The 23,706-nt window shown below is 55.8% G+C and carries 20 protein-coding genes; 15 read left to right on the top strand and 5 right to left on the bottom strand.

Going from position 1 to position 23,706, the window contains the following annotated elements:
* Positions 1-11 precede the first annotated feature (11 nt).
* From ATJ93_RS05220 to aglF, 7 genes are all read left to right on the top strand, one after another.
* Entirely contained in the window at positions 12-1,370 is a 1,359-nt protein-coding gene (locus ATJ93_RS05220; RefSeq protein ID WP_120243536.1) for a sulfatase, read from the top strand.
* A gap of 2 nt (positions 1,371-1,372) precedes the next feature.
* Positions 1,373-2,320, top strand: coding sequence for a glycosyltransferase family 2 protein (locus tag ATJ93_RS05215; protein ID WP_120243535.1), 948 nt, complete (start codon positions 1,373-1,375; stop codon positions 2,318-2,320).
* Between the two features lie 225 nt (positions 2,321-2,545).
* The gene (locus tag ATJ93_RS05210) at positions 2,546-3,613 is read left to right on the top strand and encodes a PLP-dependent cysteine synthase family protein (protein WP_120243534.1); all 1,068 of its coding nucleotides are present in this window, start codon (positions 2,546-2,548) and stop codon (positions 3,611-3,613) included.
* Between the two features lie 96 nt (positions 3,614-3,709).
* On the top strand, positions 3,710-5,593 hold the full coding sequence (locus ATJ93_RS05205) for an asparagine synthase-related protein (RefSeq protein ID WP_120243533.1): 1,884 nt from the start codon (positions 3,710-3,712) through the stop codon (positions 5,591-5,593).
* A gap of 98 nt (positions 5,594-5,691) precedes the next feature.
* Positions 5,692-6,558, top strand: coding sequence for an FkbM family methyltransferase (locus ATJ93_RS05200; RefSeq protein WP_170155520.1), 867 nt, complete (start codon positions 5,692-5,694; stop codon positions 6,556-6,558).
* A 76-nt stretch (positions 6,559-6,634) separates the two neighbouring features.
* Positions 6,635-8,053 carry an oligosaccharide flippase family protein gene (locus ATJ93_RS05195; protein WP_120243531.1) on the top strand — a complete coding sequence of 473 codons (1,419 nt, stop codon included), beginning with the start codon at positions 6,635-6,637 and terminating at the stop codon, positions 8,051-8,053.
* 50 nt (positions 8,054-8,103) lie between these two features.
* Positions 8,104-8,865 (top strand): UTP--glucose-1-phosphate uridylyltransferase AglF, encoded by a 762-nt coding sequence (aglF, locus tag ATJ93_RS05190; RefSeq protein ID WP_120243530.1) that lies wholly within the window; start codon positions 8,104-8,106, stop codon positions 8,863-8,865.
* 3 nt (positions 8,866-8,868) lie between these two features.
* Here the strand turns inward: aglF and ATJ93_RS05185 are convergent, their stop codons facing one another.
* From ATJ93_RS05185 to ATJ93_RS05170, 4 genes are read right to left on the bottom strand one after another with little or no spacing between them, the layout of a single operon-like run.
* The gene (locus ATJ93_RS05185; protein ID WP_120243529.1) at positions 8,869-9,723 is read right to left on the bottom strand and encodes a TrmB family transcriptional regulator; all 855 of its coding nucleotides are present in this window, start codon (positions 9,721-9,723) and stop codon (positions 8,869-8,871) included.
* A 2-nt stretch (positions 9,724-9,725) separates the two neighbouring features.
* The gene (locus tag ATJ93_RS05180; RefSeq protein WP_120243528.1) at positions 9,726-10,733 is read right to left on the bottom strand and encodes an NAD-dependent epimerase/dehydratase family protein; all 1,008 of its coding nucleotides are present in this window, start codon (positions 10,731-10,733) and stop codon (positions 9,726-9,728) included.
* 2 nt (positions 10,734-10,735) lie between these two features.
* Complete coding sequence (locus tag ATJ93_RS05175; protein WP_120243527.1) at positions 10,736-11,701, bottom strand: NAD-dependent epimerase/dehydratase family protein; 966 nt, start codon at positions 11,699-11,701, stop codon at positions 10,736-10,738.
* Position 11,702: 1 nt separating this feature from the next.
* A complete protein-coding gene (locus tag ATJ93_RS05170; RefSeq protein ID WP_120243526.1) occupies positions 11,703-12,950 on the bottom strand; it encodes an NAD-dependent epimerase/dehydratase family protein in 1,248 nt (415 codons plus the stop codon).
* Between the two features lie 478 nt (positions 12,951-13,428).
* Here ATJ93_RS05170 and aglG point away from each other — a divergent pair, with 478 nt between their 5' ends.
* The 7 genes from aglG to ATJ93_RS23230 all read left to right on the top strand — a co-directional run bounded on the left by aglG (position 13,429) and on the right by ATJ93_RS23230 (position 21,333).
* On the top strand, positions 13,429-14,346 hold the full coding sequence (gene aglG, locus ATJ93_RS05165; RefSeq protein WP_120243525.1) for a glucosyl-dolichyl phosphate glucuronosyltransferase: 918 nt from the start codon (positions 13,429-13,431) through the stop codon (positions 14,344-14,346).
* A gap of 66 nt (positions 14,347-14,412) precedes the next feature.
* On the top strand, positions 14,413-15,684 hold the full coding sequence (locus tag ATJ93_RS05160; protein ID WP_120243524.1) for a nucleotide sugar dehydrogenase: 1,272 nt from the start codon (positions 14,413-14,415) through the stop codon (positions 15,682-15,684).
* Between the two features lies 1 nt (position 15,685).
* Positions 15,686-16,822 (top strand): glycosyltransferase family 4 protein, encoded by a 1,137-nt coding sequence (locus ATJ93_RS05155; protein WP_120243523.1) that lies wholly within the window; start codon positions 15,686-15,688, stop codon positions 16,820-16,822.
* Between the two features lie 130 nt (positions 16,823-16,952).
* Positions 16,953-17,930: an alkaline phosphatase family protein gene (locus tag ATJ93_RS05150; RefSeq protein WP_120243522.1), complete on the top strand. Its 978-nt coding sequence runs from the start codon at positions 16,953-16,955 to the stop codon at positions 17,928-17,930.
* 430 nt (positions 17,931-18,360) lie between these two features.
* Positions 18,361-19,266, top strand: a complete 906-nt coding sequence (locus ATJ93_RS05145; protein ID WP_120243521.1) for a glycosyltransferase family 2 protein — start codon at positions 18,361-18,363, stop codon at positions 19,264-19,266.
* 53 nt (positions 19,267-19,319) lie between these two features.
* Positions 19,320-20,426 (top strand): glycosyltransferase family 4 protein, encoded by a 1,107-nt coding sequence (locus ATJ93_RS24440; protein ID WP_120243520.1) that lies wholly within the window; start codon positions 19,320-19,322, stop codon positions 20,424-20,426.
* Between the two features lie 118 nt (positions 20,427-20,544).
* Complete coding sequence (locus tag ATJ93_RS23230; RefSeq protein WP_147376629.1) at positions 20,545-21,333, top strand: hypothetical protein; 789 nt, start codon at positions 20,545-20,547, stop codon at positions 21,331-21,333.
* 99 nt (positions 21,334-21,432) lie between these two features.
* Here ATJ93_RS23230 and ATJ93_RS05135 read toward each other — a convergent pair whose 3' ends face one another.
* Positions 21,433-22,257, bottom strand: a complete 825-nt coding sequence (locus ATJ93_RS05135; RefSeq protein ID WP_147376628.1) for an alkaline phosphatase family protein — start codon at positions 22,255-22,257, stop codon at positions 21,433-21,435.
* Between the two features lie 428 nt (positions 22,258-22,685).
* On the opposite strand from ATJ93_RS05135, the gene ATJ93_RS05130 reads away from it, so the two are divergent.
* Complete coding sequence (locus ATJ93_RS05130; RefSeq protein WP_170155518.1) at positions 22,686-23,609, top strand: glycosyltransferase family protein; 924 nt, start codon at positions 22,686-22,688, stop codon at positions 23,607-23,609.
* Positions 23,610-23,706 lie beyond the last annotated feature (97 nt).

Below are 23,706 nucleotides of genomic sequence, written 5' to 3'. Positions count from 1 at the left end.
GAATCGTCGACATGGAGGACGTTGTTCTCGTCACCGTCGACTCGTTGCGCGCAGATCACGTCGGATGGCACGGTTACGAACGAGAGACGACGCCGAACTTAGACACCCTCGCCGACCGCAGCCACACCTGTACGAACGCGTTCGCACACGCCTGCAGCACGCGGCCGTCCTTCCCGTCGATCCTCACATCGTCGTATGCTCTCATGTACGGCGGCTACGAGCGGATCTCGCCCGAGCGAACGCTGATTTCGGAAGTCTTCGACGAGGCCGGCTATCGAACGGCTGGCTTTCATTCAAACCTGTATCTCAGCGCCGATTTCGATTACGACCGCGGCTTCGACGAATTCTACGACTCGAAAACGGATCCGTCGGCGACTGCACGACTCCGGCAGTTCGTCAAGGACCAACTCGACTCGGACGGCCTGGTCTACCAGACGCTCGCTCGAGCGTTCGAGACTGCCGAGGAAACCGCCGGCGTGAACATCGGTTCGGCGTATGTCAGCGCCGACGAGATTACCGATCACGCGCTCGAGTGGGCTGAGTCCGTCGCCGACGACGGGCCTCGATTCCTGTGGGTACACTACATGGACGTCCACCACCCGTACGTCCCGCCGGAGCGCCACCAGCGCGCCTTCCGCGACGAGCCGATCGGCGAGCGGCGGGCGATCCAGCTCCGCCGCAAGATGATCGAGTCGCCCGGCGACGTCACCGAGTCAGAACTCGAGGATATCGTCGACCTCTACGACGCGGAGATTCGCTTTACCGACGAGCAAATCAGCCGGTTGATCGATACCGTGCGCGAGCAGTGGGGCGACGTCACCGCGCTCGTCACGGCCGACCACGGCGAGGAGTTCCTCGATCACGGGCAGTTCAGCCACTACGCGACCTTCTACGACGAGGTGCTCCACGTCCCGCTGCTGTACGACGACGGCTCCGGCGACGGCGGGGAGCACGACGACCTCGTCGGCCTTCTCGACGTAGCGCCGACGCTCGTCGAGAGCGCCGGACTCGAGCGGCCGCCGAACTTCTACGGGGAGAGCCTGCAGTCCCTGTTCGCCGGTGACGGCTGGTCTCGAGAGCATATCATCGGCGACTGGGAGAACACGAACTCCGGCGAGCGACGCTTCTCGTACCGAGATCGGGAGTGGAAGTACATCCGAACCGAGGACGGCGAGGAACTGTACGATCTGACGGCTGATCCCGATGAACGGGAGAACGTCGTCGACACCGAACCGGAAATCCTCGAGCACGCGCGAAGCGTCATCGACGACCACCGTCAGGAGATCGCCGCGACCGAGACCGACATCGGCGACGTTCACATGGACGACACCGTTAAAGAACGACTGCGAGACCTCGGCTACCAGGAATAACGATGGCCGCGCAAACGCCGCTCGTAAGCGTCATCGTTCCGACGTACAACCGCCCCGAACGACTGGTTCGCTCGCTCGAGAGCATCGCCGAGCAGACCTACGACGAACTCGAGATCGTCGTCGTCGACGACTGCTCGGAAACGCCGGCTGCGGAGGCCATCGAGCCGCTGCGTGACGACTTCCCGTATGAACTCGTGGTCATCAGACACGACGAGAATCAGGGCGCGAATGCAGCTCGAAACACGGGAATCCGCGAGGCGTCGGGGGAGTTTCTCGCCTTCCTCGACGACGATGATGAATGGGAACCGCAAAAGATACGCCAGCAGGTGGCGGCATTTCAGCGCGCACCCGACGACGTCGGCCTCGTCTACACCGCGCTGCGACTCGTCGATGACGACGGCGAGGTGATCCGGACGACGGACGCGTCTGTCAGCGGCGACGTGACGCGGACGCTGCTCTGTCGGAACGCCATCGGATCGTTCTCCTGCGTGATGGTCCGGACCGCCGCCATCGACGACGCCGGCCTCCTCGACGAAGAGTTCCCGAGTTGGCAGGATCTGGACTGGTACATCCGCATATCCGAGGAGTGGCGCGTCGAAGCGATCCCCGAACCGCTGGTCACGAACCACGCCGGCGGCCACGACCGGATCACTGACGACCTCGAGGCGCTGGTTCAGGAGACGTATCCGCGATTCCTCTGGAAACACCGTCCTCGAGCGGCGTCGTACGGGCAACTGTTCGAGCGTAAGATGCGGGCGTGGGCCGCGTTCCGGGTCGGTGCGTGGTACGCGCTGCCGGCCGGACGATATGAGACAGCGCAGCGATTTATCCGGCGGGCAATCGCGCTATATCCCCTCGAGCCACAGTTCTTCCTCTACGCTGCGCTCGCGGCCGGCGGTGAACCTGCGAACTCGGTGTTCGAGGTGGTGAAACAGTCGCTTCCGCAGTGACACGCATCGCTATCGCAGTGCGGTAGCGACTCGACTGCGACTCCGGCTTCTCAGATAGCCAGAAACGTCTGCATAACAGTAGCCCCGGAAATTCACGGCTAATCAAGAGCATGCATATGCGCCGTGGTCGGCTAAACAGCGAGCGGTGGTATCCCGCTCGTATGCGCGATCGAGACTTGGTCCCTGCACCGTCGTGTTCCGTCACATCCTCGAGAGGTGGTGTCCGTGACCGACGATAGCGATCGATCAGCTGATGAGAACTCCGTCGCCGACGGCGGCTATCTCGAGCGAGAAGAGCCGAAAGCCGAGACGCACGGATCTCCGTACCAGACGGGCGATCCGGTACTCGCTCGGATCGGCGAGACGCCGCTCGTCGACTACCCCGAACCGGCGGACGGCGGTGATATCCTCCTCAAACTGGAAGCCGACAATCCGACCGGCTCGATGAAGGACCGCGTCGCGCTCGGGATGATCCGCGAACTCGAGGCCAAGGGTCGACTCGAGGAAGACGACGTTGTGGTAGAAGCGTCCTCGGGGAACACCGCCGGCGCGGTCGCGCTGGTGACGAACCGGCTCGGCTACGAGAGCGTGCTGACGGTCCCCGAGGGAACGAGCGGGCAGAAGATCGGCTACGTGCGGGCCTTTGGGAGCGAGATCGTCGAGTGTCCGGACGTCGACTCCGGCGACGAACGACACTACCGCTCGACGGCCGAACGGATCGCGTCGGAACGAGGCGGCGTGTGGTTGGACCAGTACTCGACCCAGCTGAATCCGACCGTCCACTACGAGTGGACCGGTCCCGAACTGTGGCGACAGGCGGCGGGCGATCTAACCCACGTCGTCTGTCCGATGGGGACCGGCGGCACGCTCTCCGGTATCGCGAGGTACGTGAAAGAACGGACCGGGGACGTCGAGATCGTGGGCGTCGACGCCGAACAGTCGAACATCTCCGCGGCGTTCTACGATCGTGATCCCGGAACCTACGACACCGACGTCGAGGGCCTCGGGAAGGAGCACGAACTGCCGACTATGTGGTTCGACTACATCGATGAGGTTCGTAGTGTCGCCGACCAGCATGCCTTCGATGAGGCGCGTCGTGCCGCCGCCGAACACGGCGTCCTCGTCGGAGGCTCTTCCGGCGCGGCGATCGCTGTCGCTCGAGAGATCGCCGACGAGCAACCGAACGCGCGTATCGCCGTGATCGGCTGCGACGGGGGCGAACAGTACTTCGATACGGTCTTCGACGAGGCGTCGATGTCGCACGACGGGTCCTCTGGGTCGACCCTCGAATAACCTCGAGGGGGAGGCCACGAGTTGAATCGGCTGCACCAGACGATAACCGCCGTCGGTGTTTTTCTCGCTGTGCGGTGAACGACGACCGAGGATAGCATGGTCGGGATCTGCGGCGTTCTGGGCGACCGACAGCACGATATCAAGTCGCTCGCCGAGACGATCGAGTGGCGTGACGACGAGGAATCGGCGGGCTACCGGGAGGATACTGTGCAGGTTCGGCTGTCCGTCCACCGGGAAACGGACGCGGAGCAACCCGCAACGGTCCGAACCGGAGACGAGGAACGACTGTGCTGGATCTGGGGCGACGTCATCGGCGTCGAGGACTCGACGGGATACACGCCCAGGCGGGATCAGTCGACGTGTGATGCGGCCTACTGCGCGGACTTGCTCGAGGAGCGAGGCCTCTCGTTCGTCGACGGCCTGAACAGCGAGTTTGCGGGACTGGTAGTGAATCGCGACCGCGACGAGGCGACGCTGTTTACCGACCGGCTCGGCGCCCGGCCGGTCTACCTCACGGAAGCGCTCGACGGCCGCGTCCTGTTCTCGACCCACCCGAACACCATCTTAGCGCACCCCGAGTTTCGACCGGCCGTCGACGACGAACTCATGTCGGAGTTTCTCAAGTTCGAGCGGGCGTTCGGGATCTGCACGCCGTTCGAGGACGTCTACCAGCTCCATCCAGGGTCGAAACTCACCGTCGATCTCGAGAGCGGGGAAACGTCACTGGAGCGCTACTGGCAACCCCACTATCGGCCGACGGAGAAACCGTACGACGCGTTCGTCGAGGAGTTTTCCTCGATCATGCAACGCTGCGTCGAGGAACGCCGCCGCCCGGAAGACGACGAGGGCATCTTCATCAGCGGCGGCAGCGACTCGCGGCTGCTCCTGTCGCTGTTCGAGGACCGCGACGTGACGGGGTACCACCTGAACGACGCGATGAACGACGAAGCGAAGACGGCTTACAAAGTCTGTGAGATGCTAGGCGTCGAGTTCCGATTTCTTCGGCGTGACCAGGAGTACCTGACGAACGTGCTGGAGCGAGTGGGCGACTTTCAGATCTTCTCCTCGTTCTTCGATCAGGCGCATTTCACAGGGTTTGAGGACGAACTCACCGACGAAATCGACGCCGTCTTCGCCGGTCACACGGCCGATACGGTCCTCGAGGGGTTTTACATGCCGACGCGGGACCTCGACGTTCCCGGGCTCGGGTGGACAGTTCCGGTCCCGGTTCTCGATCAGATCACGGGCGTCGACGAATATGCCGAGCACATCACTTGCGACTATCAGTATCACCGCGGTCCGTCGGTAAACTCGCAGCCGAAGTGCGTGACTCTCGAGACGGACCCCGTCGCGGTGCTGCGAGAGCACATGTCGGAATCGGGCGGCGCTATCGACCACCACGGCGTGCGCTATCCGTCGCTCGAATCGCTCGTCCACACCGGCGGCTTCTACCCGATCACGAACAACAAGGCGTACCTCATGTACTACTCCGCGAACCAGATGCTTCCGACGCACTACCCGTACCTCGATAATCGGGTGATCGAGTTCTCGCTGTCCGTTCCGCATCGCCACCACGTCCGCCGGAGCGTCGTCAACCGGGCCGTGGCGAAGCGAAACCGCGACCTGGCTGAGATTCCGAAGGCGGGGATCGGTCTGCCGTTGACCTACCCGAGAACGGTGTACAGCGCAGCGCGGCTGTGGCGGAGCTTCAAAAGCAAGCTCGGAACGGAGTCGGGATCCGGCGGCGGCTCCTGGAGCGATCCCGATCGTATCGTTCGAGAGACGGACATCGTCGAGGAACACCTGCTGACCACGGAGAACGAGAAGCGGTGTCCGGATATCCTCGATTGGGAGACGCTCGAGGAGCTATACCGGGCTCATCTCGAGGGTGCGAACGAGTACTTCGAGTTGTTCGGCGCCCTCTCGCTCTGCCACTCGTATCCGGTCGCAAACGATCTTATACGCGATGAAGACGGATGATGGTCGACTGCTCGACGCTCGGTAACCGCCGACTGTCATCCGTGTCCGTAAAATGCAGCGTCCAGTATAATGGCGCGCTCCGTCGTAGCGACGGTTACATGTGTGCTCTCCACGAGCGAGCGGAAACGCTGCTCTCCTCACTGTACGCCGGTCCGGTTCGACGCGTCTCCGAACGGTCCGGACTCCACCCGTTTGTCTTCGAGGTCCACCAGCGAATCCAAACGCTCACGAAGCGTCTCGATCACCGTCTCGCGCCGAACCCTTATCCCGTTGAAGTGAACGACCGAACCGTTCGGTTCGACGTTTCGACGCTTCCCGAATACAACCGCGTCTCGAGCTTTCTCGAGGAGGAGGCAGTCATCGATGCGATCGTTTCGGAGATTCGGGATGACGACGTCTACTGGGACGTCGGCGCCAATATCGGTACGCATGCGTTGCTGCCGGCTGCGGCACAGCCGGGCGCCCGCGTTATCGCCGTCGAACCCCACCACCGGAACGTCGCGAAACTGATCCGGAACAAGACGCTCAACGAGTTGGACTCAGTCACTGTCTTACCGATTGCACTAGGCGATAACACAGGCACGGCAACGCTCCGCGGCGCGGACGATCGACCCGGCTACGGGTCGTTCTCACTGGGCAACAACTCGGAGCAGACGGTCGCGGACGTCCCCGTGCGGCCGGGCGACGACGTGATCGCTGACGGCGTTCCGGAACCAACGGTCGTGAAAATCGACGTCGAAGGCGCCGAATGCGAGGTACTCGACGGGCTGACAGAGACGCTCTCTGAGAGGTCGATACGCACCGTCTTCTGCGAGGTCCACCGTCACGAGGGCGTCGACGAGAGCGACGTCGTGGGGCGACTCGAGGACCGCGGATACGACGTAAGCCGTATCACTGAGCGTGGACCGACGGCGTTCCTCAAAGCGGATCGAACAGAGTCAAAGGGGTCAATCTCGTTGCTATGAGCGTAGACGAGTTCGAGCATCGACTGAGAACCGAGTTCGGACATCGGTCGGAAGCCGCTCGCCTCGAGACCAGAGTATGAAACTCGGCCAGATCTCGTTCGTCACGTTCGCGTCTCAGATCGCGTCGTCCGTCTTCGGCTTCATCGCGACGATATACCTCGCTCGCACGCTCGGACCGGGCGTATTGGGAACGTACTTCCTCGTCGTGGCGGTCGTGGTCTGGCTGAAGGTGATCGCCTTCGGCGGCGTCCAGTCGGCGCTGACGAAGCGACTGAGCGAGGGTGACGAACCCGGTGCCTACATCACCGCCGGAACGGGGTTGTTCCTCGGAATCTTCGCGGTGCTGGCCCTCGCCCTCGTCCTCGCTCGCGATCTCGTCAACGGGTACATCGGCCAACCCGTGGCGATACCGATGGTGGGCGTTCTCTTCGCGACGCTCCTGCTGATGTTCGTCTCGGGTGCGCTGCAGGGACAGCACCGCGTCCACATCTCCGGCGCGCTCAGTCCGGTGGACATGCTTTCGCGAAGCGCGCTCCAGATCGGCGCCGCCGTGCTCGGATTCGGACTATTCGGGCTGCTGGCCGGCTACGCGGTCGCGAGTATCATCGCGGGGCTCGTCGGCGCGATCTTCGTCACCTGGAGGTGGCAACGTCCCGAGCGACGCCACCTCTGGAGCGTGTTCGATTACGCCCGCTACTCGTGGCTCGGGCGGCTGAGTTCGCGAACCTTTTCCTCGATGGACACGCTCGTACTCGGGGTCTTCGTCGCCTCCGATCTCATCGGTATCTACGAGATCGCCTGGAACCTCGCGTCGCTGCTCGCGGTCTTTAGTCTCGCGATCCAGCAGACGGTGTTTCCCGAGATCAGCAGCGTCGCCGAGGACGGCGATCAGGACCGGATCGTCGCCTTGCTCGACGACGCCTTCGCATACGCCGGCCTGTTCCTCATTCCGGGGCTGGTCGGCTGTCTCCTCATCGGCGATTTCGTCCTGCGGGTCTACGGGCCTGAGTTCAGTGCCGGTCACACCGTACTCGTGATCCTCGTCGCATCTCGGCTCGCCTACGCGTACGGCGAACAGTTCCTCAACGCGCTCAACGGCCTCGACAGACCGGATCTCGCCTTCCGGATCAACGGCCTCTTTTTCGTCACGAATATCAGCCTCAATTTCGCGCTCGTCGCCGCGTACGGATGGCGCGGCGCCGCCGTCGCAACGGCAGTTTCCGCGCTGGTGACGGTCTCGATCGGCTACTGGGTTCTCTCGCGGTTCATCTCCGTCTCGTTCCCGCTCCGGGCGGTCGCGATGCAGGTGCTGGCCACGGTTCCGATGGCCGTCGTCGTCGGCTCCGGCCGGCTGTACCTCGAGCCGAGCATCCCGGTGACTGTCGGGCTGGTCGGCGTCGGTGCGGGCACGTACTTCGCGGCGCTGTTCCTCGTCTCGGGCCGCTTCCGGACGACGGTCGTGCGCAACCTGCCGGTCGAGTACGGTGGCTCGTAGGCTGCGAATCGGCCCCGTGATTCATCGGGCCGGCGCTGGTAGTACGCGGTATGCAAGCCGTCGTTCTCGCCGCCGGCAAAGGGACTCGCCTTCAGCCCCTCACCGACGACAAACCGAAGGCGCTCGTCGAAGTCGACGGGACGCCGCTCATCGAAGACGTCTTCGACAACCTCCTCGAGATTGGCGCGACGGAGTTCATCGTCGTCGTCGGCTACCAGAAAGAACAGATCATCGAGCACTACGGCGACGAGTACGAGGGCGTCCCGATCACCTACGCCCACCAGCGCGAGCAGTTGGGACTTGCCCACGCCATCCTCCAAACGGAGCCGTACATCGACGACGATTTCATGCTGATGCTCGGCGACAACATCTTTCGCGCCAATCTTGGTGATGTCGTTAATCGTCAGCGGGAGGATCGTGCGGATGCGGCCTTCCTCGTCGAGGAGGTCCCCTACGAGGAAGCCTCTCGGTACGGCGTGCTCGACACCAACGAGTACGGCGAGATCGTCGAAGTGATGGAGAAACCCGACGATCCGCCGTCGAATCTCGTCATGACCGGTTTCTATACGTTCACGCCGGCAATCTTCCATGCCTGTCACCTCGTTCAGCCGAGCGACCGCGGCGAGTACGAACTCCCGGACGCGATCGATCTGCTGATCCAGTCCGGCCGGACGATCGACGCGATCCGGATGGACGGGTGGCGCGTCGACGTCGGCTATCCCGAGGACCGGGACAAAGCCGAAGCGCGCTTGTCCGGGAATTCGGATCCTGAGCAGCACGGTGACGAAGACGAGAGTAACGACGGAGAATAACGACTACGGCTCGGGCCGCGTCTCGAGGCTCTCGTACTCCCAGATAAGATCGAAGTAGCGCTTCATTCCCGCGACGAACGAGCCGTTTTCGGTGATCGCCGCCTGTCGCCGATGGTTCGGCACGTCGGTCTCTTCGACGAGGAAGATCGCTTTTCCGGAGTCATAGTCCGTACTCGGATCGACGAACGTCCCGCGCCACGGAAGCCGCTCCTCGCTGAAGCGGTACTCGATGGCCGGAAAGTTGCTCGCAATTCGGTCGACGATCTCCCCCTGCGCGGCCGCCTTCTCCGCCGGCAGGTGCTGCGGATCGAGAAAGAGCACCGAGACGGGGATATCCTCCTCGAGCGCGGCTGCCACGGCCGGCTCGATGTCGTCGAAGTACGCGAAGCTGTTCGTGATGACGTAGACGCCGTCCGTCGCGTTCCGGTAGAGTTGCCGCGTTTCGGTCTCGCTGGGCTGGCCCACGTCGACGACGTGGAACAGTTCGGACGTCGGGGTCACATCCTTGTCCGCTCTCTCGTATCGCGGTCCGAACACCTCGAGAAACTCCCCGCGGAGGTCCTCGATCTCGGCGCAGTAATCTTCGTATCGCTGTCGCCTGTTCTCCTTGGCTCGCTCGAGGATCTCCTCGGGCGCCTTCGGCTGGTACTGCTTCGGCCGGCCGGGGATCACCTCGATGAAGCCGTAGTCGGCCAGCGACTCGAGGACGCCGTACACCCGCGCCTGCGGGATGTCAGTCGCGTCCGAGATATTCGGGGCAGTGGTCCGGCCGGCGCTCAACAGGTGCGTGAGCGCCGTCGCCTCGTACTCTTTGAGATCTAACTGCTGGAGCAGGTCGGTCGGTCCGGTTCCGGCCATAGTTATGCGCGCCGTCGTAACAGGTCCCGAACCGATTCCTCGACCGTGTGCCGTGCCTCCCACTCGAGGACCTCGTTGGCCTTCGAGGTGTCGACGGCGAAGTCCTCGACCATCGTCTCGTCGCTTCGGGGGTTTTCGATGAGTTCAACGTCGACCGTTTCGTCCAGTTCCTCGCGGGCGAGGTCCTGAACCGTCTCGGCGACCGCCATTACCGAGGGATCCTCGTTCCCGGCGATCTCGTACGTTTCCGTTCCAGTGTCGCCGTTCGACAGCTGCGTGAGCATCCGTTCGGCGCTCCGGACGTACGCCCTGGCGACGTCTTTGACGTGGACGAAGTTTCGGGACTGGGTCCCCGGTTCGTACACCGTCAGCGGTTCGCCCGCCGTCGCTCGCTCGACGAAGAAGTTGATCACGGTTGGCTTCGAGACGACGGTTCCGTCGACGGCGTGATCGCCGTACAGGTTCGACTTCAGGAACAGGTGTGCAGGGAACGCGCCGTCGGCAAACGACTCGATGGCCCGTTCGCCGAGGAGCTTCGTCCGCCCGTACCAGTTGAACGGGTCCCGCGACTGGTCGGCGGTGATCGGGAACTGTTCTGGGTCGCCGAGCACCGCCATACTGAACGGGAAGACGAGTCCCGCTCCGGTCTTGCGGCAGAACCAGGCGACGTTGTTCGTCCCCGTGACGTTGACCTCGTAGGCCAGATCTGGGTTCTCGTCGCAGTCGTCGACGCCGCTGACCGCCGCGAGGTGCAGGACGATATCTGCGCCCTCGAAGGCTTCCTCGAGGCGCCGTCGATCGCGAATATCGACATGGTCGATGTCGGTCTCGCCAACGGACTCGACCTGTCCGCGGTAGTAGTTGTCGAGCGCACGAAGGTTCCAGTCGGGATGGGTCGTCTGCAACTGCTGGACGACGCGACTGCCGATGTAACCGGCCGCGCCGGTGATCGCGATCGTCGGTTCGTCGTCCGTCGCAGCCTCGTCGCGATCGGTCGTTGCTTCCGTCATGGTTACGCTTCGAGCATCGCCGTGCTCGTTCGATCACCTTGCAGTCGCTTCGCGAGATCTCGAATCCCCTCACGGAGCGTCCACTCCGGTTCGAAGCCCGTCTCCGAGAGTCGATCAAAGTTCACGTGGTACGACGGGCCCGGGTGTTCGTCCTCGAGGAAGGTGATGTCGAGGTCGCGCTCGAGGCCGAGTTCGTCGCGGACGATCGACGCGATGTGGGCGATTCGGTAGTTCTCCTCGGTTGCGCCGACGTTGTAGACCGTCCGGGGCCACGACTCGGGCTCGAGGAGCGCGTGGGCGTACGCCCGCGCCGCGTCCTCGACGTGGATGAACGGCCGCCAGTTGGTGCCGTCGCCGTACACCGTCAGCGGCCGCTCGGTCAGCCCGCGGAAGACGAAGTGGTTCACGACTAGATTGAACCGGATGCCGGGCGCCCAACCGTAGTTCGTGCTCATCCGCAGCGCCGTGCCGTCGAAGCCGTAGTCGTCGATCGCGTCGGCGAGCAACTGCTCGGATTCGACCTTCGACTCCGCGTAGGGGTTGAGCGGATTCTGCTCGGTCGTCTCGTCGATGTTCGTACTGGCCGTCCGCCCGTAGTTGTTGCACGACGACGCAAAGACGACCGACTCGATGTCGAGCTTGCCGGCGGCGGTGAGGACGTTGGCCGTCCCGTCGCGGTTGACCGCGAACGTTTCCTCGCGACGGTCGTGCGTCGAGGCCGCCCCCGTGATCGCTGCGAGATGGATGACGCCGTCGACGCCCCGCATCGCGCTCTCGATGTCGCCGTAGTTCCGTACGTCACCACGGCGGAACTCGAGTCCGGCGCCGATACAGCCCCGAAGATTCGCCGGCGATCCGGACGCCAAGGAGTCGAAGACGACGACCTCGTCGACCCGCTCGTCTGCGAGCAACTTTGGGACGAGCGCGCTTCCGATGTAGCCGCAGCCGCCGGTCACGAGGACGCGCATGTTACTCGGCCTCGACGTCGGCGGACTGCGGTTCGTCGCTCGAGGAACTCGAGCCCTCGGTTGCGATCGATTCTGCTTCCCTGTCGGCCAATACGTCCGGCAGGAATCGATCCTCGTGCGCCTCGACGCGACCCTGATACTCGACCAGCGTGTCGAGCACGTCTCTGACGCCCTCCTCGAACGTCGTCGACTGGCCGTCGATCAGGTCGGCGTACCGATCGTTCTCGATCTCCATCTTGTGGGTCTCGTCCTCCTCGCGCGGGTTCTCGAAGTGCTCGACGTCGACGTCGAGCCCGAACTCGTCGGAAACGTCGGCGATCGTCTCCGCGATCTCGACGATGCTGATCGCGCGGGTCACCTGGTTGTAGATGACGTGATCGTCCGGCCGGTCGTCTGGATCGATGAGGGCCAGACGGGCTAGCCCCTCCACGGCGTCCTCGAGGGCGATGAACGGCTTGCGCTGTTCGCCCTTCCCGTAGACGGTCATCGGGTAGCCGGCGACGGCCTGCGCGCAGAATCGGTGGGCGACGACGCCGAAGTAGTAGTCGAAGTCGAACCTGGTCGCCAGTCGCGGATCTGCGGCCGTCTCTTCGGTTTCAGTTCCGTAGGTGATTGCGGTCCGAACATCGGAGACCGGGATATCGAACTGGTCGTGGGCCAAGCGCATGTTGGCCGCGTCGTGGGACTTCGTCAGGTGGTACCAGCTGCCGGCCATCGCGGGGAACGGTACCTCGTCGCGCTCGCCCTGGTTCTCCATCGTTGCGCCGCCTTCGGGGATCGGGAACTCGGGCGCGCCGTAGACGCCGGTCGTCGTCGTCTCGATGAAGTGCGTGTCGGTCAGGTCGTGCTCCTCGAGTCCCCACAGCAGGTTGCGCGTCGCCTGCAGGTTATTGTGCTGCGTGAAGTTCGCGCGCTCGCCGTTGATTTGTGAGTAGGGTGCGGAGGGCTGTGCGGCGGTGTGGACGATCGTTTCCGGCTCGTGGACCGTAAGCAGCTGGTCGACAGGGTCTTTGTCGGTGAGGTCGGCTTCGATGAACGAGAGGTTCGTGCAGCCGTGGACTTCTTCGGCGGCCTCGAGTCGCTCGTTCATCTCGGCGACTGGAACGGCGCTCGTCGAGCCGACGGACTCGACCCATTCCCGACGGCCGAAGTTATCGACGAGGACGACTCGATCCTTCGTGCGATCTGCGATCCGAAGTGCAGTCGGCCAGCCGAGGTAGCCATCAGCGCCCGTCACGAGTATAGTCATAGTGACTCAGGTCGTGAGTAAGTGAAAAAAGAGGCTGCGTTCGTTCAGATCGGTACGTAGTGGTTATCTTTCAACCGTCTATTTCTTTTAGGTAGTACGAGGTGATTACCAAATCCCGTTATGTCGACCGATGTGCTATCGAGGATGGTAATTCTATCCTACGTCGAGCTTGTCTCTCGATACCACCTGTAATCTGACCCGTATATATTTCACAAAACACTGTTTCTCCTGGGGATTGATTTGGTGAGGCGGTTACTCAGAAACTGAGTACCATGGGTTCAGAAAATCAGGCTGATGACGACACCACGCAGCACGCTGAACATCTCGCAGACGTTGACGACGGATGTGGCTGTACGGAGATCTGGGAACGCCTTGCCGACATACGAACATCCGATTAAAACTCCGCGGCAGTATTGGGCTGAGTACTGGTTCTCGAGATACGCAAACCTTATTCGGAGACGACTAGAATCCGACTCCAATGGAAGTATCGGTCGTCGTATGTACGTACTCCATGGAGCGCCTCGATGCGTTCTACGAGGCGGTTGATAGTATTCTCGAGCAAACGTACGAACCGATCGAGATCGTTCTCGTCATCGACGGAAACGAACGCGTCTTCGAACGCGTTCGTGATCGATACGGTGATCACGAGAACGTCGTCCTGCACTGTAACGACGAAAACCAGGGCATCTCGTATAGCCGAACGAAGGGCGGTGAAATCGCCTCCGGCGACGTCGTTGCGTTTATCGACGACGATGCGACTGCACACCCCACCTGGATCGAAGAGCTCGTCGATGTCTACGACGAAACCGACGCGTTAGCCGTCGGCGGTCGGATGGCCCCTGACTGGGTTGCGGGTCGGCCCAAATTTCTGCCTGAAGAGTTCTACTGGCTTATTGGAGTCACCCATAGAGGGTTCGCCGAACCCGGCGAGGAAGTCCGGAATACGTTCGGATCGAACCTCTCGTTCAAGCGTGAGGTCTTCCTTGATCTAGGTGGATTCGATCCGAACGTCGGTCGAAAGGGCGAGAAGGAAATGCAGGCCCACGAGAGCGAAATCGGGGCGCGGCTGCGCCGCCAGTACAATCAGGGTGTTATCTACCATCCGGACGCTATCGTCGAGCACAAGGTCTTCGACTACCGGACGCAGCTCACGTGGCTTCTCAACCGCGCGTTCATGCAGGGGTACTCTAAGCGCGTGCTCGCGAAACTTGCTCCGGACGCGTCAGGCGACAAAAACGAGTTCCTCAGCCAGTTACTCCTCGAGTTCGTCCCTGATCGACTTCGCAAACTCGTTCGGAACCCGTCGGTCGAACAGGCTTCACAGTTGCTCATGCTTTTCCTCTTGACTGGAACTGTCGGCCTTGGGTATCTCTACGGTATTGCTACAGTTCGGTAATGTCCTGATAAGTTGCTGATTATGTAACCGGTGGGGTTAAGGTAATCATTTCATAATCAGGTGGTAATGCGGTCTACCACTCGAGTCGGCGTCGTCGGACTCGGTTACGTCGGGCTTCCGCTCGCGCTGGCTTTTGCTCGCTCCGGATACGATGTCGTCGGTGTCGACGTCGATCAAGACCGAATTACGGCGCTCAAACGCGGCGAATCGTATATTACTGACGTTGCGGACGACGAAGTCCAATCCGTCGTCAATGATCGGTTTCATCCAACAACCGATTACGAGGATCTTGCCGACGTAGACGGAGTTTCGATTTGTGTCCCGACCCCGCTGCGAAAGACGGGCCAACCTGACCTCTCTTACGTCGCCGACGCTACCGAACGGCTCGCCGATGTCCTCCCAGACGGTTGTACTGTCGTCCTCGAGAGCACCGTCTATCCGGGTGCAACTGAGGAATTGGTTGCACCAACGCTGGCAGAAAACGGCAAGTCAGTCGGTGAAGACGTCTACGTCGCCTTCTCTCCCGAACGGATCGATCCCGGGCGGGACGATTATCGCTTAACCGAGATTCCAAAGGTACTCGGCGGCGTGACGGCCGACTGCAGCGACCACGCAATGGCGCTGTACGAGCCGATCTTCGACGATGTTGTTCGGGTAACGTCGTCGACTGAAGCTGAGCTGGTCAAACTCCTCGAGAACACGTTCCGGGCGGTCAACATCGGAATGATAAACGAGGTCGCGATGATTGCCCACGAGTTGGGCGTCGACGTCTGGGAAGTCGTCGAAGCAGCCTCCACGAAGCCCTACGGGTTCATGCCATTCTATCCGGGCCCGGGACTCGGCGGCCACTGCATTCCTATTGATCCGCTGTACCTCTCGTGGAAAGCCGGTCAACAGGATATACAGACGCGCTTTATCGACCTCGCAGATCGGATCAACCGTGAGATGCCCCTCCACGTCGTCCGTCGTGTAACCGATCTTCTCAATCAGGAGGGGCTGGCAGTATCCCAATCGTCTATTCTCGTTGTTGGCGTAGCATACAAGCCGGACGTTTCGGACGTTCGAGAGTCGCCGGCCTATGATGTGATGGGACTACTTGAGGAGCGTCACGCCGATCTTGCGTACCACGACCCCCACGTCTCCCAATTCGATGTAGAAGGGACGACCTATGAGTCGGTCGGACTAACTCGGAACCGACTGCAAGACGCTGACTGCGTACTGGTACTGACTGACCACAGTGTGATCGATTTCGATCATGTTGTAGAGCAAGCCTCGCTGGTATTCGACGCGCGAAACGCGACTAAAGACGCGGACTCCGAGACGGTGTATCGACTCTGATATGCCCGACGACGATGATATCTGCGTCGTTACACAACCCGTATCCAGTGCGAGTCAGTCGCATGTAGAAACCCTCGTAGAAATTCTCGGTGCAATCACTACTGTCTCGCTGCTCACCGCAAACCTGCCGAACGATTCCTCGATCCGTGACGATCATGAGGTCATCGACATCGCAATGGTTGGTACCGGCAGTTCGATTTCGACTGCTGCTATCCGGTTTCTCCAGAATCAGATTCGAATGGCACGTGAAATCTGGGGCCGGGATGAGTCGATTGTCCTCTTTTTCGGGACAACAGCGTATCTCATCCCGCTTCTCGCGGCGAAGGCATCCGGAAAGACTGTTGTGCTCGAGCCACGTGGAGATGTCCCGCTCACACTACGATTACACTGGGAAGAGCGCGTTCCATCGGCTATTGCTCGAGGATTAGCCGGTTCGATACGGCTCTTAGAAGAGATTGGCTACCGATTGGCCGACGCTATCATCACGTATACCCCATCAATGGCCAAGGAACTAAAGCTTGAGCGGTTTGAGGAGAAACTGTATCCACATGGAGCACGGTACATTGACACAGATCGATTTTCTCCAAGGATATCGTATGACGAGCGCAATCAGATAGTCGGTTTTCTTGGGCGACTCGACGAAGAAAAGGGAATTCGGGAACTCGCCGAAGTCGCGAAGCATCTCTCGGACGATATAATGTTTGTTTTTGCAGGTGATGGCGACCTGAAGGAGTGGCTGGAAGCGGAACTTTCAGACGAGATTAATTCTGGAGCGGTAGAACTGACTGGATGGATTGACCGAGAGGATGTTCCTAAAGTCTTAAGCCGATTTGGACTTTTGGTGTTACCTTCCCAACCAACAGAAGGTCTTCCAACAGTTATATTGGAATCCTTCGCGTGTGGAACACCAGTTTACGCAACACCCGTTTCGGGAATCCCAGATGTCGTCCGTGAAGATGAAACTGGGATGAGAATGTCAAACCGAAACCCGAGAACGATAGCTGCTCGAATAGAAGATTTCTATTCAAGAGATGATCGGCATAAAATGAGCGCGAATGGGAGACAACTAGCCAAATCAGAATATAGCTTTCAGGCAGCGACACAACGGTATCAAGAAATCCTCTCCAATATTGGGTGAGTAATCAAGTTCTTGCCGTAACTCCGCTGAAACAGTAGATGAGTTTTGGATATACGCCATATTTTGTACTGTTCTTGATCGTACTATTTAATAGAAAACGCTTAACCGCGAAAACGATAACAATGGACTAATGACAGTCGTTGTTTTGGGGATCGATGCACTTGATCCAGACCTCGTCGATCCAGATGAACATCCGAGTCTGACCTTAGAAGGGCACAAGCGGATCAATACGATAAATAGTGCTTCGGGAGAACCGAGTACACATGAGCTTTGGCCAACAATTATCACTGGACTCCCGCCCAAAAAACACGGCCTAGAGCTTGAAGACGGCGTTGCCTGGGAAAATCCGTTTCTTAGGGTTGGTAGTTCGATCGCAAATATCTTAGTTCCTGATGAAATTCAAACTCGTATCGGTGCGTGGCTCCTCAACAATACTGATCAGGATGCGTTCCGTGTAGAATCATCCTATTATAGCGAAAATGGAATTGATACGGTCTTTGATGGTCGTGACGCTTCTCCGATCGGAATCCCGAACTACGTTACTGACCCAGATTCAGAAGACCGAGAACATCAACTTCGGCGAAGTCTCGGTAATCTTTTCGAGCGCGATCTCAATACCGAATCCGGACACGTTTCGTCCGATCCCGAAGCATTCTACGAACTTTGTATGGAGATGGCAATGATCCGGATCGCTCGTGTCCGACGTGCTCTTCGGAGTCAAGAGTATGAGCTCGTGTTTGGATATACGAGTGGACTGGATCTAATTGGACATGTAGCGTTCGATCGTCCAAGTATGCAGATGGCAGTGTACGAAGAGCTTGATCAGTTCGTTAGCGAACTTCGTGGTGATCTTACCGACGATGATGTACTCATCCTTGTAAGCGACCACGGTCTCCAAGACGGTGTTCACACCCATGAGGCGATGGTTGCAACCACGCATCCAGAAACAATTGAACCGATCACTGGAGTAGAAAGTGTTCGAGATGGAATCGAATACGCACTGAATGACAGTAATCATGAACCAACTGGACGCCAATTCGAACAAAAACGAAGCAGAGAACAGTCAGAACAGGTCAAAAGCCAGCTCGAAGATCTCGGATACATATAATATTATTGAATTTTACCGAGATCACGGAGTTGCTGTTCCATCGTGTCAGTAAATTCGGCATCGTTTACTTCCCCGACTGGTTGTCCCCCGGACTCTAACCACGCATTCAGATCTGTTTCAAGCGTCTCGGCGACAGAGGGATGATGATCCGTTACATCGCCGGTTGCGTTCGGTAACTGAAAGAATTCAGTTCGATCCAAGCTTTGGTGGTATTTGAAATCCCCTGTTCGAAGAGTAGTAGAGGAAATCGAGGGTACCAGAAAGTATCGAAGTCAGAATTCTGCTCGAGGACGAGGAATGGCTTGAAGTCCATCTTACCACGCTACAAAATCGCATATCTGTATATATGAATATAATTAAATATTGAGAAAACTTACTGACCACGACGCATCGTAAACCCCAATAGACCATAAGCAAAGAATTTGCTTAGATGAGCGAGCTTGCCTTAGGAGTGACTGTTTTCAAACGCCCAAATAAATTAAAAAACCTCCTTCACTCGGTAAAAGGGGACCAAATTGATCGAGTCATCATTGCTGATAACGGAAATATGACAGAAGAAAAGAGGGAAATATATAATAACTTCTCTAAAACCGATATAACTGTTCTTGACATAGAATACGACTCTGGGCTAGGAAATAGTCGAAAGCAAATAGTTGATGAACTTAACGAGGAGTATTTACTGATCGTAGATAGCGATATAGAGTTGCCAAAAAATGTAGTTGAACTTCGTGATCAGCTCGAGATTCGGTCTGATCTTGGTGGTGTCGGTGGGATTCTTTGGGAAGAAAAAAGGATTCGAAGCGACTGTTACGACCTCTACGATCAAGGAAATATAATTTTTAGAGGCATTAGGGGGAAAAAAGAGGTGAAAAAGGTAGCAAATGCACCGCTTGTTGAGTTCGATGTTATTCAAAATGTAGCTATATTCCGCCGAGAGTGTTTAGAGGATTATTGCTGGGACCCAAAGTATAAGATAGGTTGGGAACACACAGATTTCTTCTTGGGTCATATGCAAAACACGAACTGGGAATTTGCGGTAAATCCAAATGTAATATTTAAACATAATCCAGGTGGTGATAACGAATATATGAAATCTAGGAAAAACAGGAAAAGACTAGAAAAAAGCAAAAAATATTTTCTACAGAAGTGGGGGTATAAACAGGTAGTCAATGGTCAGGTAAGGTGGCTTCAGTCAAATGATGGTATTTTAACAAAAAGAAGGCTATTCGAAGAATCTATCAAACGTGTTCTTCTGACTCTTCCAGTAAATGTTCAAGTGCTACTAATGCGAATGAGGGATAAATTACGATATTTGAAAGGCAAACCCCCTTTCTAAGATGAATCACAAGGTATATGGCCAATCAAAATAAATCAATCCTAGATAATTAGATGAGGTTCTGTGCTGTTTTACGTAAGTATCCGAAAGATGTACCAGGTGGTGCAGAATATCAGTCCTATCTTATAAGCAGAGAACTCGCTAAACGAGGTCATGAGACACATTATGTAGCATATCAATCGGATAGAGTTGAAACTATAGAGGACGAGGGAATTACGGTCCACCGTTTGAATGCGACCAAGACTCAAGCACTTGAAGCACTCAAGGACATCAGAGCCGATATCTACTATTTCCGGTTAGCACTAGATCTTCCGCTTCTTTGGCGAGCCAAACGGCAACTGGATTCCACATTTGTATATAATATTTCACGGGATATCCAGTGCCAGCCATTGTTCTCCGGGGGGCTCCATCAACCGTCAAAGGGGCTATTACAAAATCTCGTTAGTATGGGACGATACGCAATATATCGATATCTTCTCCGAGTCCCGGACGTGATATTTACTCAGACACGCCAGCAACAAGCATTACTTGAAGAAAACCATGATCTTCAGAGTACTCTCATTGGAAACGGGCATCCGGTTCCTGATCCCGACTTCAAGAAGGAGACTCCACCAGTAGTGCTCTGGCTATCAAGTCTCAAGAGAGTAAAGAATCCAGAAACATTCATCCGTCTGTTCGAAGCAACGGAAGACCTTTCCTGCCAGTTCTGGATCGTAGGACGACCAGTAAACGAAGAGGTACATGAGTATGTTCAACAGAAAGCGGACCAACACGAGAAACTAGAGTATCTTGGGGGTTGCGGAGTCCAGGAAAGCAATGAATACTTCAAAAAAGCATCTGTATATGTTCATACGGGTGGTTCAGAGGGGTTCCCAAATACGTTCATTCAATCATGGCTCCACAGGACACCAGTAGTTAGCTTTAGTACGGATCCTGACTCGGCAATTAAAAATAATACCATTGGTGTTCGCTGCAAATCAATTAAAGAAGCAAAAGAAACAATCACTCAAATGATTGAAGATCCAGAATACTGCGGACAGATTAGTATGAATGCCCGTGAATACGGAATAAATAACCATAGTATTGAAAAAATCACTGATAGGATTGAACGACGACTCGAGACTTTAATAGAGGAGACCCACAATACCGAAACTGAGTAGAAGAATAATGTATTCCTCACGAGAAATCCTCTCTGGATTACGTAAACCCCGAAAAGCAGTTTTGGAATTAAATCGGCTCTATAATAGGAAAATCCGGGGTCGGACTGGGATTAAAGTAATGGAAAAGGACTGGGATAATCTAATCATTCTCGATGCCTGCAGGTATGATCTATTTAAGCAGGTCAATACCATAGAAGGAGAACTACGATCTGTTATCTCCAGCGATTCGAGCACAAGTGGATTCCTCCAGTATAATTTTTCCGATAATGAATTTCCAGATACAGTGTATATTTCTGCGAACCCACAAGTGCAACGACACGAAGTTGGGGAGCAATTTCACGATTGTATCAGACTTTGGGAAGGTAGTTGGGATAATGAACTACACACAGTCCTTCCTGACGACGTAACTGAACGGGCACTTAGGGCACACAAGCAGTATCCACAAAAACGTTTGATAATTCATTATGTTCAACCACACTACCCATTCATTGGTGAAACGGGACAGCAGATTGAACATGGGACTCTAACAGGGGATGGAGTGATAAAAAACGAGAGAGAAGTAGAATCAGTTTGGGATCAACTTGAGAAGGGTATCGTAGAGCAGGAGACAGTTTGGAAGGCTTATCGTGAAAACCTTGAATTAGTTATCCCGGAGGTTAAAAAGCTTCTAAATGGAATGAATGGAAAATCAGTAATCACGTCAGATCATGGAAATACATTTGGTAGATTTGGAATCTATGGACACCCTGGTGGGACATTTTTAAAATCTTTAGTTACAGTACCCTGGCTAGAAAAAGAGAAAGAACCTCGGCGAGAAATAGAAACTGGTGAGATCCGACCAAATGATAATGGGATTGAGTCTGACGTATCTGATCGACTAGCTGATTTAGGATATGTCTACGATTAGATCGATATTGGAACAATCCTATGACTCTTATTAGGTTTTCATCAGGACCACAGAGTATTATGCAAATCCTGAAAGGCACATCCAATAGCCAGTATTAGACTATAAGTATCCTAAATGTTCCAGTTGCTCTCTAACTGTTTCGTCATCAACGGATTCCGATTCGACCGGTGTCTCACTGGTTACACTTTTTCGCTGTTCATATTCAAACTCCATCCATGGGACAAATCTGACCTCAGGTGAATACCCATTGTGTCCGTACTTTGGTGAAAAAACCCCGCCCGGATTGCCTAAGTTCTCACCATGATCAGATGAGATGACTGTCTTCCCATTGAGCTCGTTAGCTAACTTCTCGGCATATTCTAGTACGAGTTTTAGGTTCTCAATGTATACCTCATGTATCTGCGCTGCAGATAGGTAGCCATCCTTTGCAGCATACATCAGGTCTGCATATTGTTTTTTTCCGTTCTCCTCCGTATCTGGTAACCGGGTGAATCTGATATTGTATTCACTGGCCAACTCCTGTCTCAGGTGTTTGGCCTTCTCACCAAAATACGGACCGTGTGGTTGCATAAAATGAACTACAATATACTTATCTGAATACGATTCAATATTGTCCTTTGCAATGTTGTAGACGTTCTCAGGGTGGAATTTGGTATGATCGTTTGTTCGCTGATTCTTCCAACTTTCCCCATAGGTTTTTATCACATCGTGAAAGACACCATCATCAAGCGTCATTTCAACGTGGGGGTTCGATGAGATATAGACGGTATCGTATAATTCCTTGCCATTCATCGCTTCTTCAATGAATTCGGATGACCGTCCTCCGACAGATACAATCTTCTCTATTTCCCGGTCGGCAAGAGACTGCAAAATGTCGTACCGACACGCATCCAGCAAGAGAAGATTGTCCCAATCCTTCTGCATGATGTCCACTTCTCGATTCTTATATTGATGATTGTAATAAAATCTCCCAAAGCTGTTGTGTCCGACAGTAGTAAGATCATCCCAAATGTATCCAAACGCATTGGGGACTTTACTCGGATTCTTGACCAGACCAAGCATGTTATTGAGATTGTATTTTCCTCGCATTTCACGCACTATTGAGCCTATTTTCTGGCACTATTTATACTCTATTGCTAGCTTAAATCTGTAATTGTGATTATTCTGTCTTTAAATCTACCGTCGTAGCTATCTGGCCCTTTCGACAGAACTTTACGAGCTAGCGAGGAGAGAATTCAGCAAGAATGTACTCACCTCGTCAAATTCTGAGAGGCCTACGTGATCCGTCCCTTGTACGCGCCGAGCTGTATGGTCAATATGCGAATTTCCACGATACCATCATAAATAAAATAATGGAACAAAACCAGGTTGACAAATCCTCTCGATATGGACTAGTTTTGAATTGGGGGCTGAAACGGCGGGGAGAGTGGACGGTTGCTGAGTATCCGTATTTCATCAACCAATTCATCGATCGGTTTGACCCAATCATTATTACCACACAGCGACTCTACGAGCGAAAAGCAGAAGAACTTGACAATATTTTTGCCTTCGGCGCACGAAATAATAAAGGTCCAACACTGGATTATCTCGATGAGGACCATACCGTCCTTTTATTTGCGAGTGACCCGAACACAGATCCTGAGTGGTTCTACGAGTACATTCATCAGAATAACGTTGATCGCGTTCTTTCTCCAGTTTATGACCCGTTCTTTCACTGGATGCCTCAGTTAGAAGAGGATCGATTGGAGTTCTTTCCCTGGGCAGTTCCCTCGGAGTTCGTACTGTCCCCCGAAGAGGTTCAGTTCAGAGGTAATGAAGAAATTCACCTTACTGGTGCGTCCGGATCAGAGGTGTATAAAATGAGGGATTGGTGTAGACAACAAGACTATATTATCGATTATGACAACTCGGGCCATCAAAACCGTATTTTCGAACATGATGAGTACTACCAATGGCTCAGAAACTTCGACTGTATGGTTGCCGCGGGGTCGTTAGATCCCGAATGGCAGTATCTATTCGGTAAATATTTTGAAATTCCTGCTGCGGGAGCCCTGCTCTTCGCCCAATACTCCAATGACCTCGCCAGAGCAGGATTCACTAATGATAATTGCTTGATCTTTAACTCAAAGGAGGAGTTTGCCTCCCAAGCACACCAGTACTTGTCAGACCCAGAGAGCTACCTTGAAAAGCGGAGAAGAGGAACGAGACTCATTAAGGAGAACCATACTATTTCACACAGAATCGACACAGTAGACCGGCTCTTCAGACAAAACTGACGATTTCAGAACAGTTCACAAATAAAATATATGGGATCGAATGGTTATATACTATGCAGGACTGTCATTCATAGAATTGCATAATATTTATATTGGC

Source organism: Halopiger aswanensis (assembly GCF_003610195.1).
Classification (GTDB): Archaea; Halobacteriota; Halobacteria; order Halobacteriales; family Natrialbaceae; genus Halopiger; species Halopiger aswanensis.
The sequence above is the reverse complement of the archived record's forward strand: the minus strand, read 5'-3'. Positions and strand labels throughout refer to the sequence as shown.

Coding starts and splice junctions, on each gene's coding strand:
- ATJ93_RS05220 (WP_120243536.1), top strand. CDS start 12: ATGGAGGACGTTGTTCTCGTCACCGTCGACTCGTTGCGCGCAGATCAC.
- ATJ93_RS05215 (WP_120243535.1), top strand. CDS start 1,373: ATGGCCGCGCAAACGCCGCTCGTAAGCGTCATCGTTCCGACGTACAAC.
- ATJ93_RS05205 (WP_120243533.1), top strand. CDS start 3,710: ATGGTCGGGATCTGCGGCGTTCTGGGCGACCGACAGCACGATATCAAG.
- ATJ93_RS05200 (WP_170155520.1), top strand. CDS start 5,692: ATGTGTGCTCTCCACGAGCGAGCGGAAACGCTGCTCTCCTCACTGTAC.
- ATJ93_RS05195 (WP_120243531.1), top strand. CDS start 6,635: ATGAAACTCGGCCAGATCTCGTTCGTCACGTTCGCGTCTCAGATCGCG.
- aglF (WP_120243530.1), top strand. CDS start 8,104: ATGCAAGCCGTCGTTCTCGCCGCCGGCAAAGGGACTCGCCTTCAGCCC.
- ATJ93_RS05185 (WP_120243529.1), bottom strand. CDS start 9,723: ATGGCCGGAACCGGACCGACCGACCTGCTCCAGCAGTTAGATCTCAAA.
- ATJ93_RS05180 (WP_120243528.1), bottom strand. CDS start 10,733: ATGACGGAAGCAACGACCGATCGCGACGAGGCTGCGACGGACGACGAA.
- ATJ93_RS05175 (WP_120243527.1), bottom strand. CDS start 11,701: ATGCGCGTCCTCGTGACCGGCGGCTGCGGCTACATCGGAAGCGCGCTC.
- ATJ93_RS05170 (WP_120243526.1), bottom strand. CDS start 12,950: ATGACTATACTCGTGACGGGCGCTGATGGCTACCTCGGCTGGCCGACT.
- aglG (WP_120243525.1), top strand. CDS start 13,429: ATGGAAGTATCGGTCGTCGTATGTACGTACTCCATGGAGCGCCTCGAT.
- ATJ93_RS05160 (WP_120243524.1), top strand. CDS start 14,413: ATGCGGTCTACCACTCGAGTCGGCGTCGTCGGACTCGGTTACGTCGGG.
- ATJ93_RS05155 (WP_120243523.1), top strand. CDS start 15,686: ATGCCCGACGACGATGATATCTGCGTCGTTACACAACCCGTATCCAGT.
- ATJ93_RS05150 (WP_120243522.1), top strand. CDS start 16,953: ATGACAGTCGTTGTTTTGGGGATCGATGCACTTGATCCAGACCTCGTC.
- ATJ93_RS05145 (WP_120243521.1), top strand. CDS start 18,361: ATGAGCGAGCTTGCCTTAGGAGTGACTGTTTTCAAACGCCCAAATAAA.
- ATJ93_RS24440 (WP_120243520.1), top strand. CDS start 19,320: ATGAGGTTCTGTGCTGTTTTACGTAAGTATCCGAAAGATGTACCAGGT.
- ATJ93_RS23230 (WP_147376629.1), top strand. CDS start 20,545: ATGGAAAAGGACTGGGATAATCTAATCATTCTCGATGCCTGCAGGTAT.
- ATJ93_RS05135 (WP_147376628.1), bottom strand. CDS start 22,257: ATGCAGAAGGATTGGGACAATCTTCTCTTGCTGGATGCGTGTCGGTAC.
- ATJ93_RS05130 (WP_170155518.1), top strand. CDS start 22,686: ATGGAACAAAACCAGGTTGACAAATCCTCTCGATATGGACTAGTTTTG.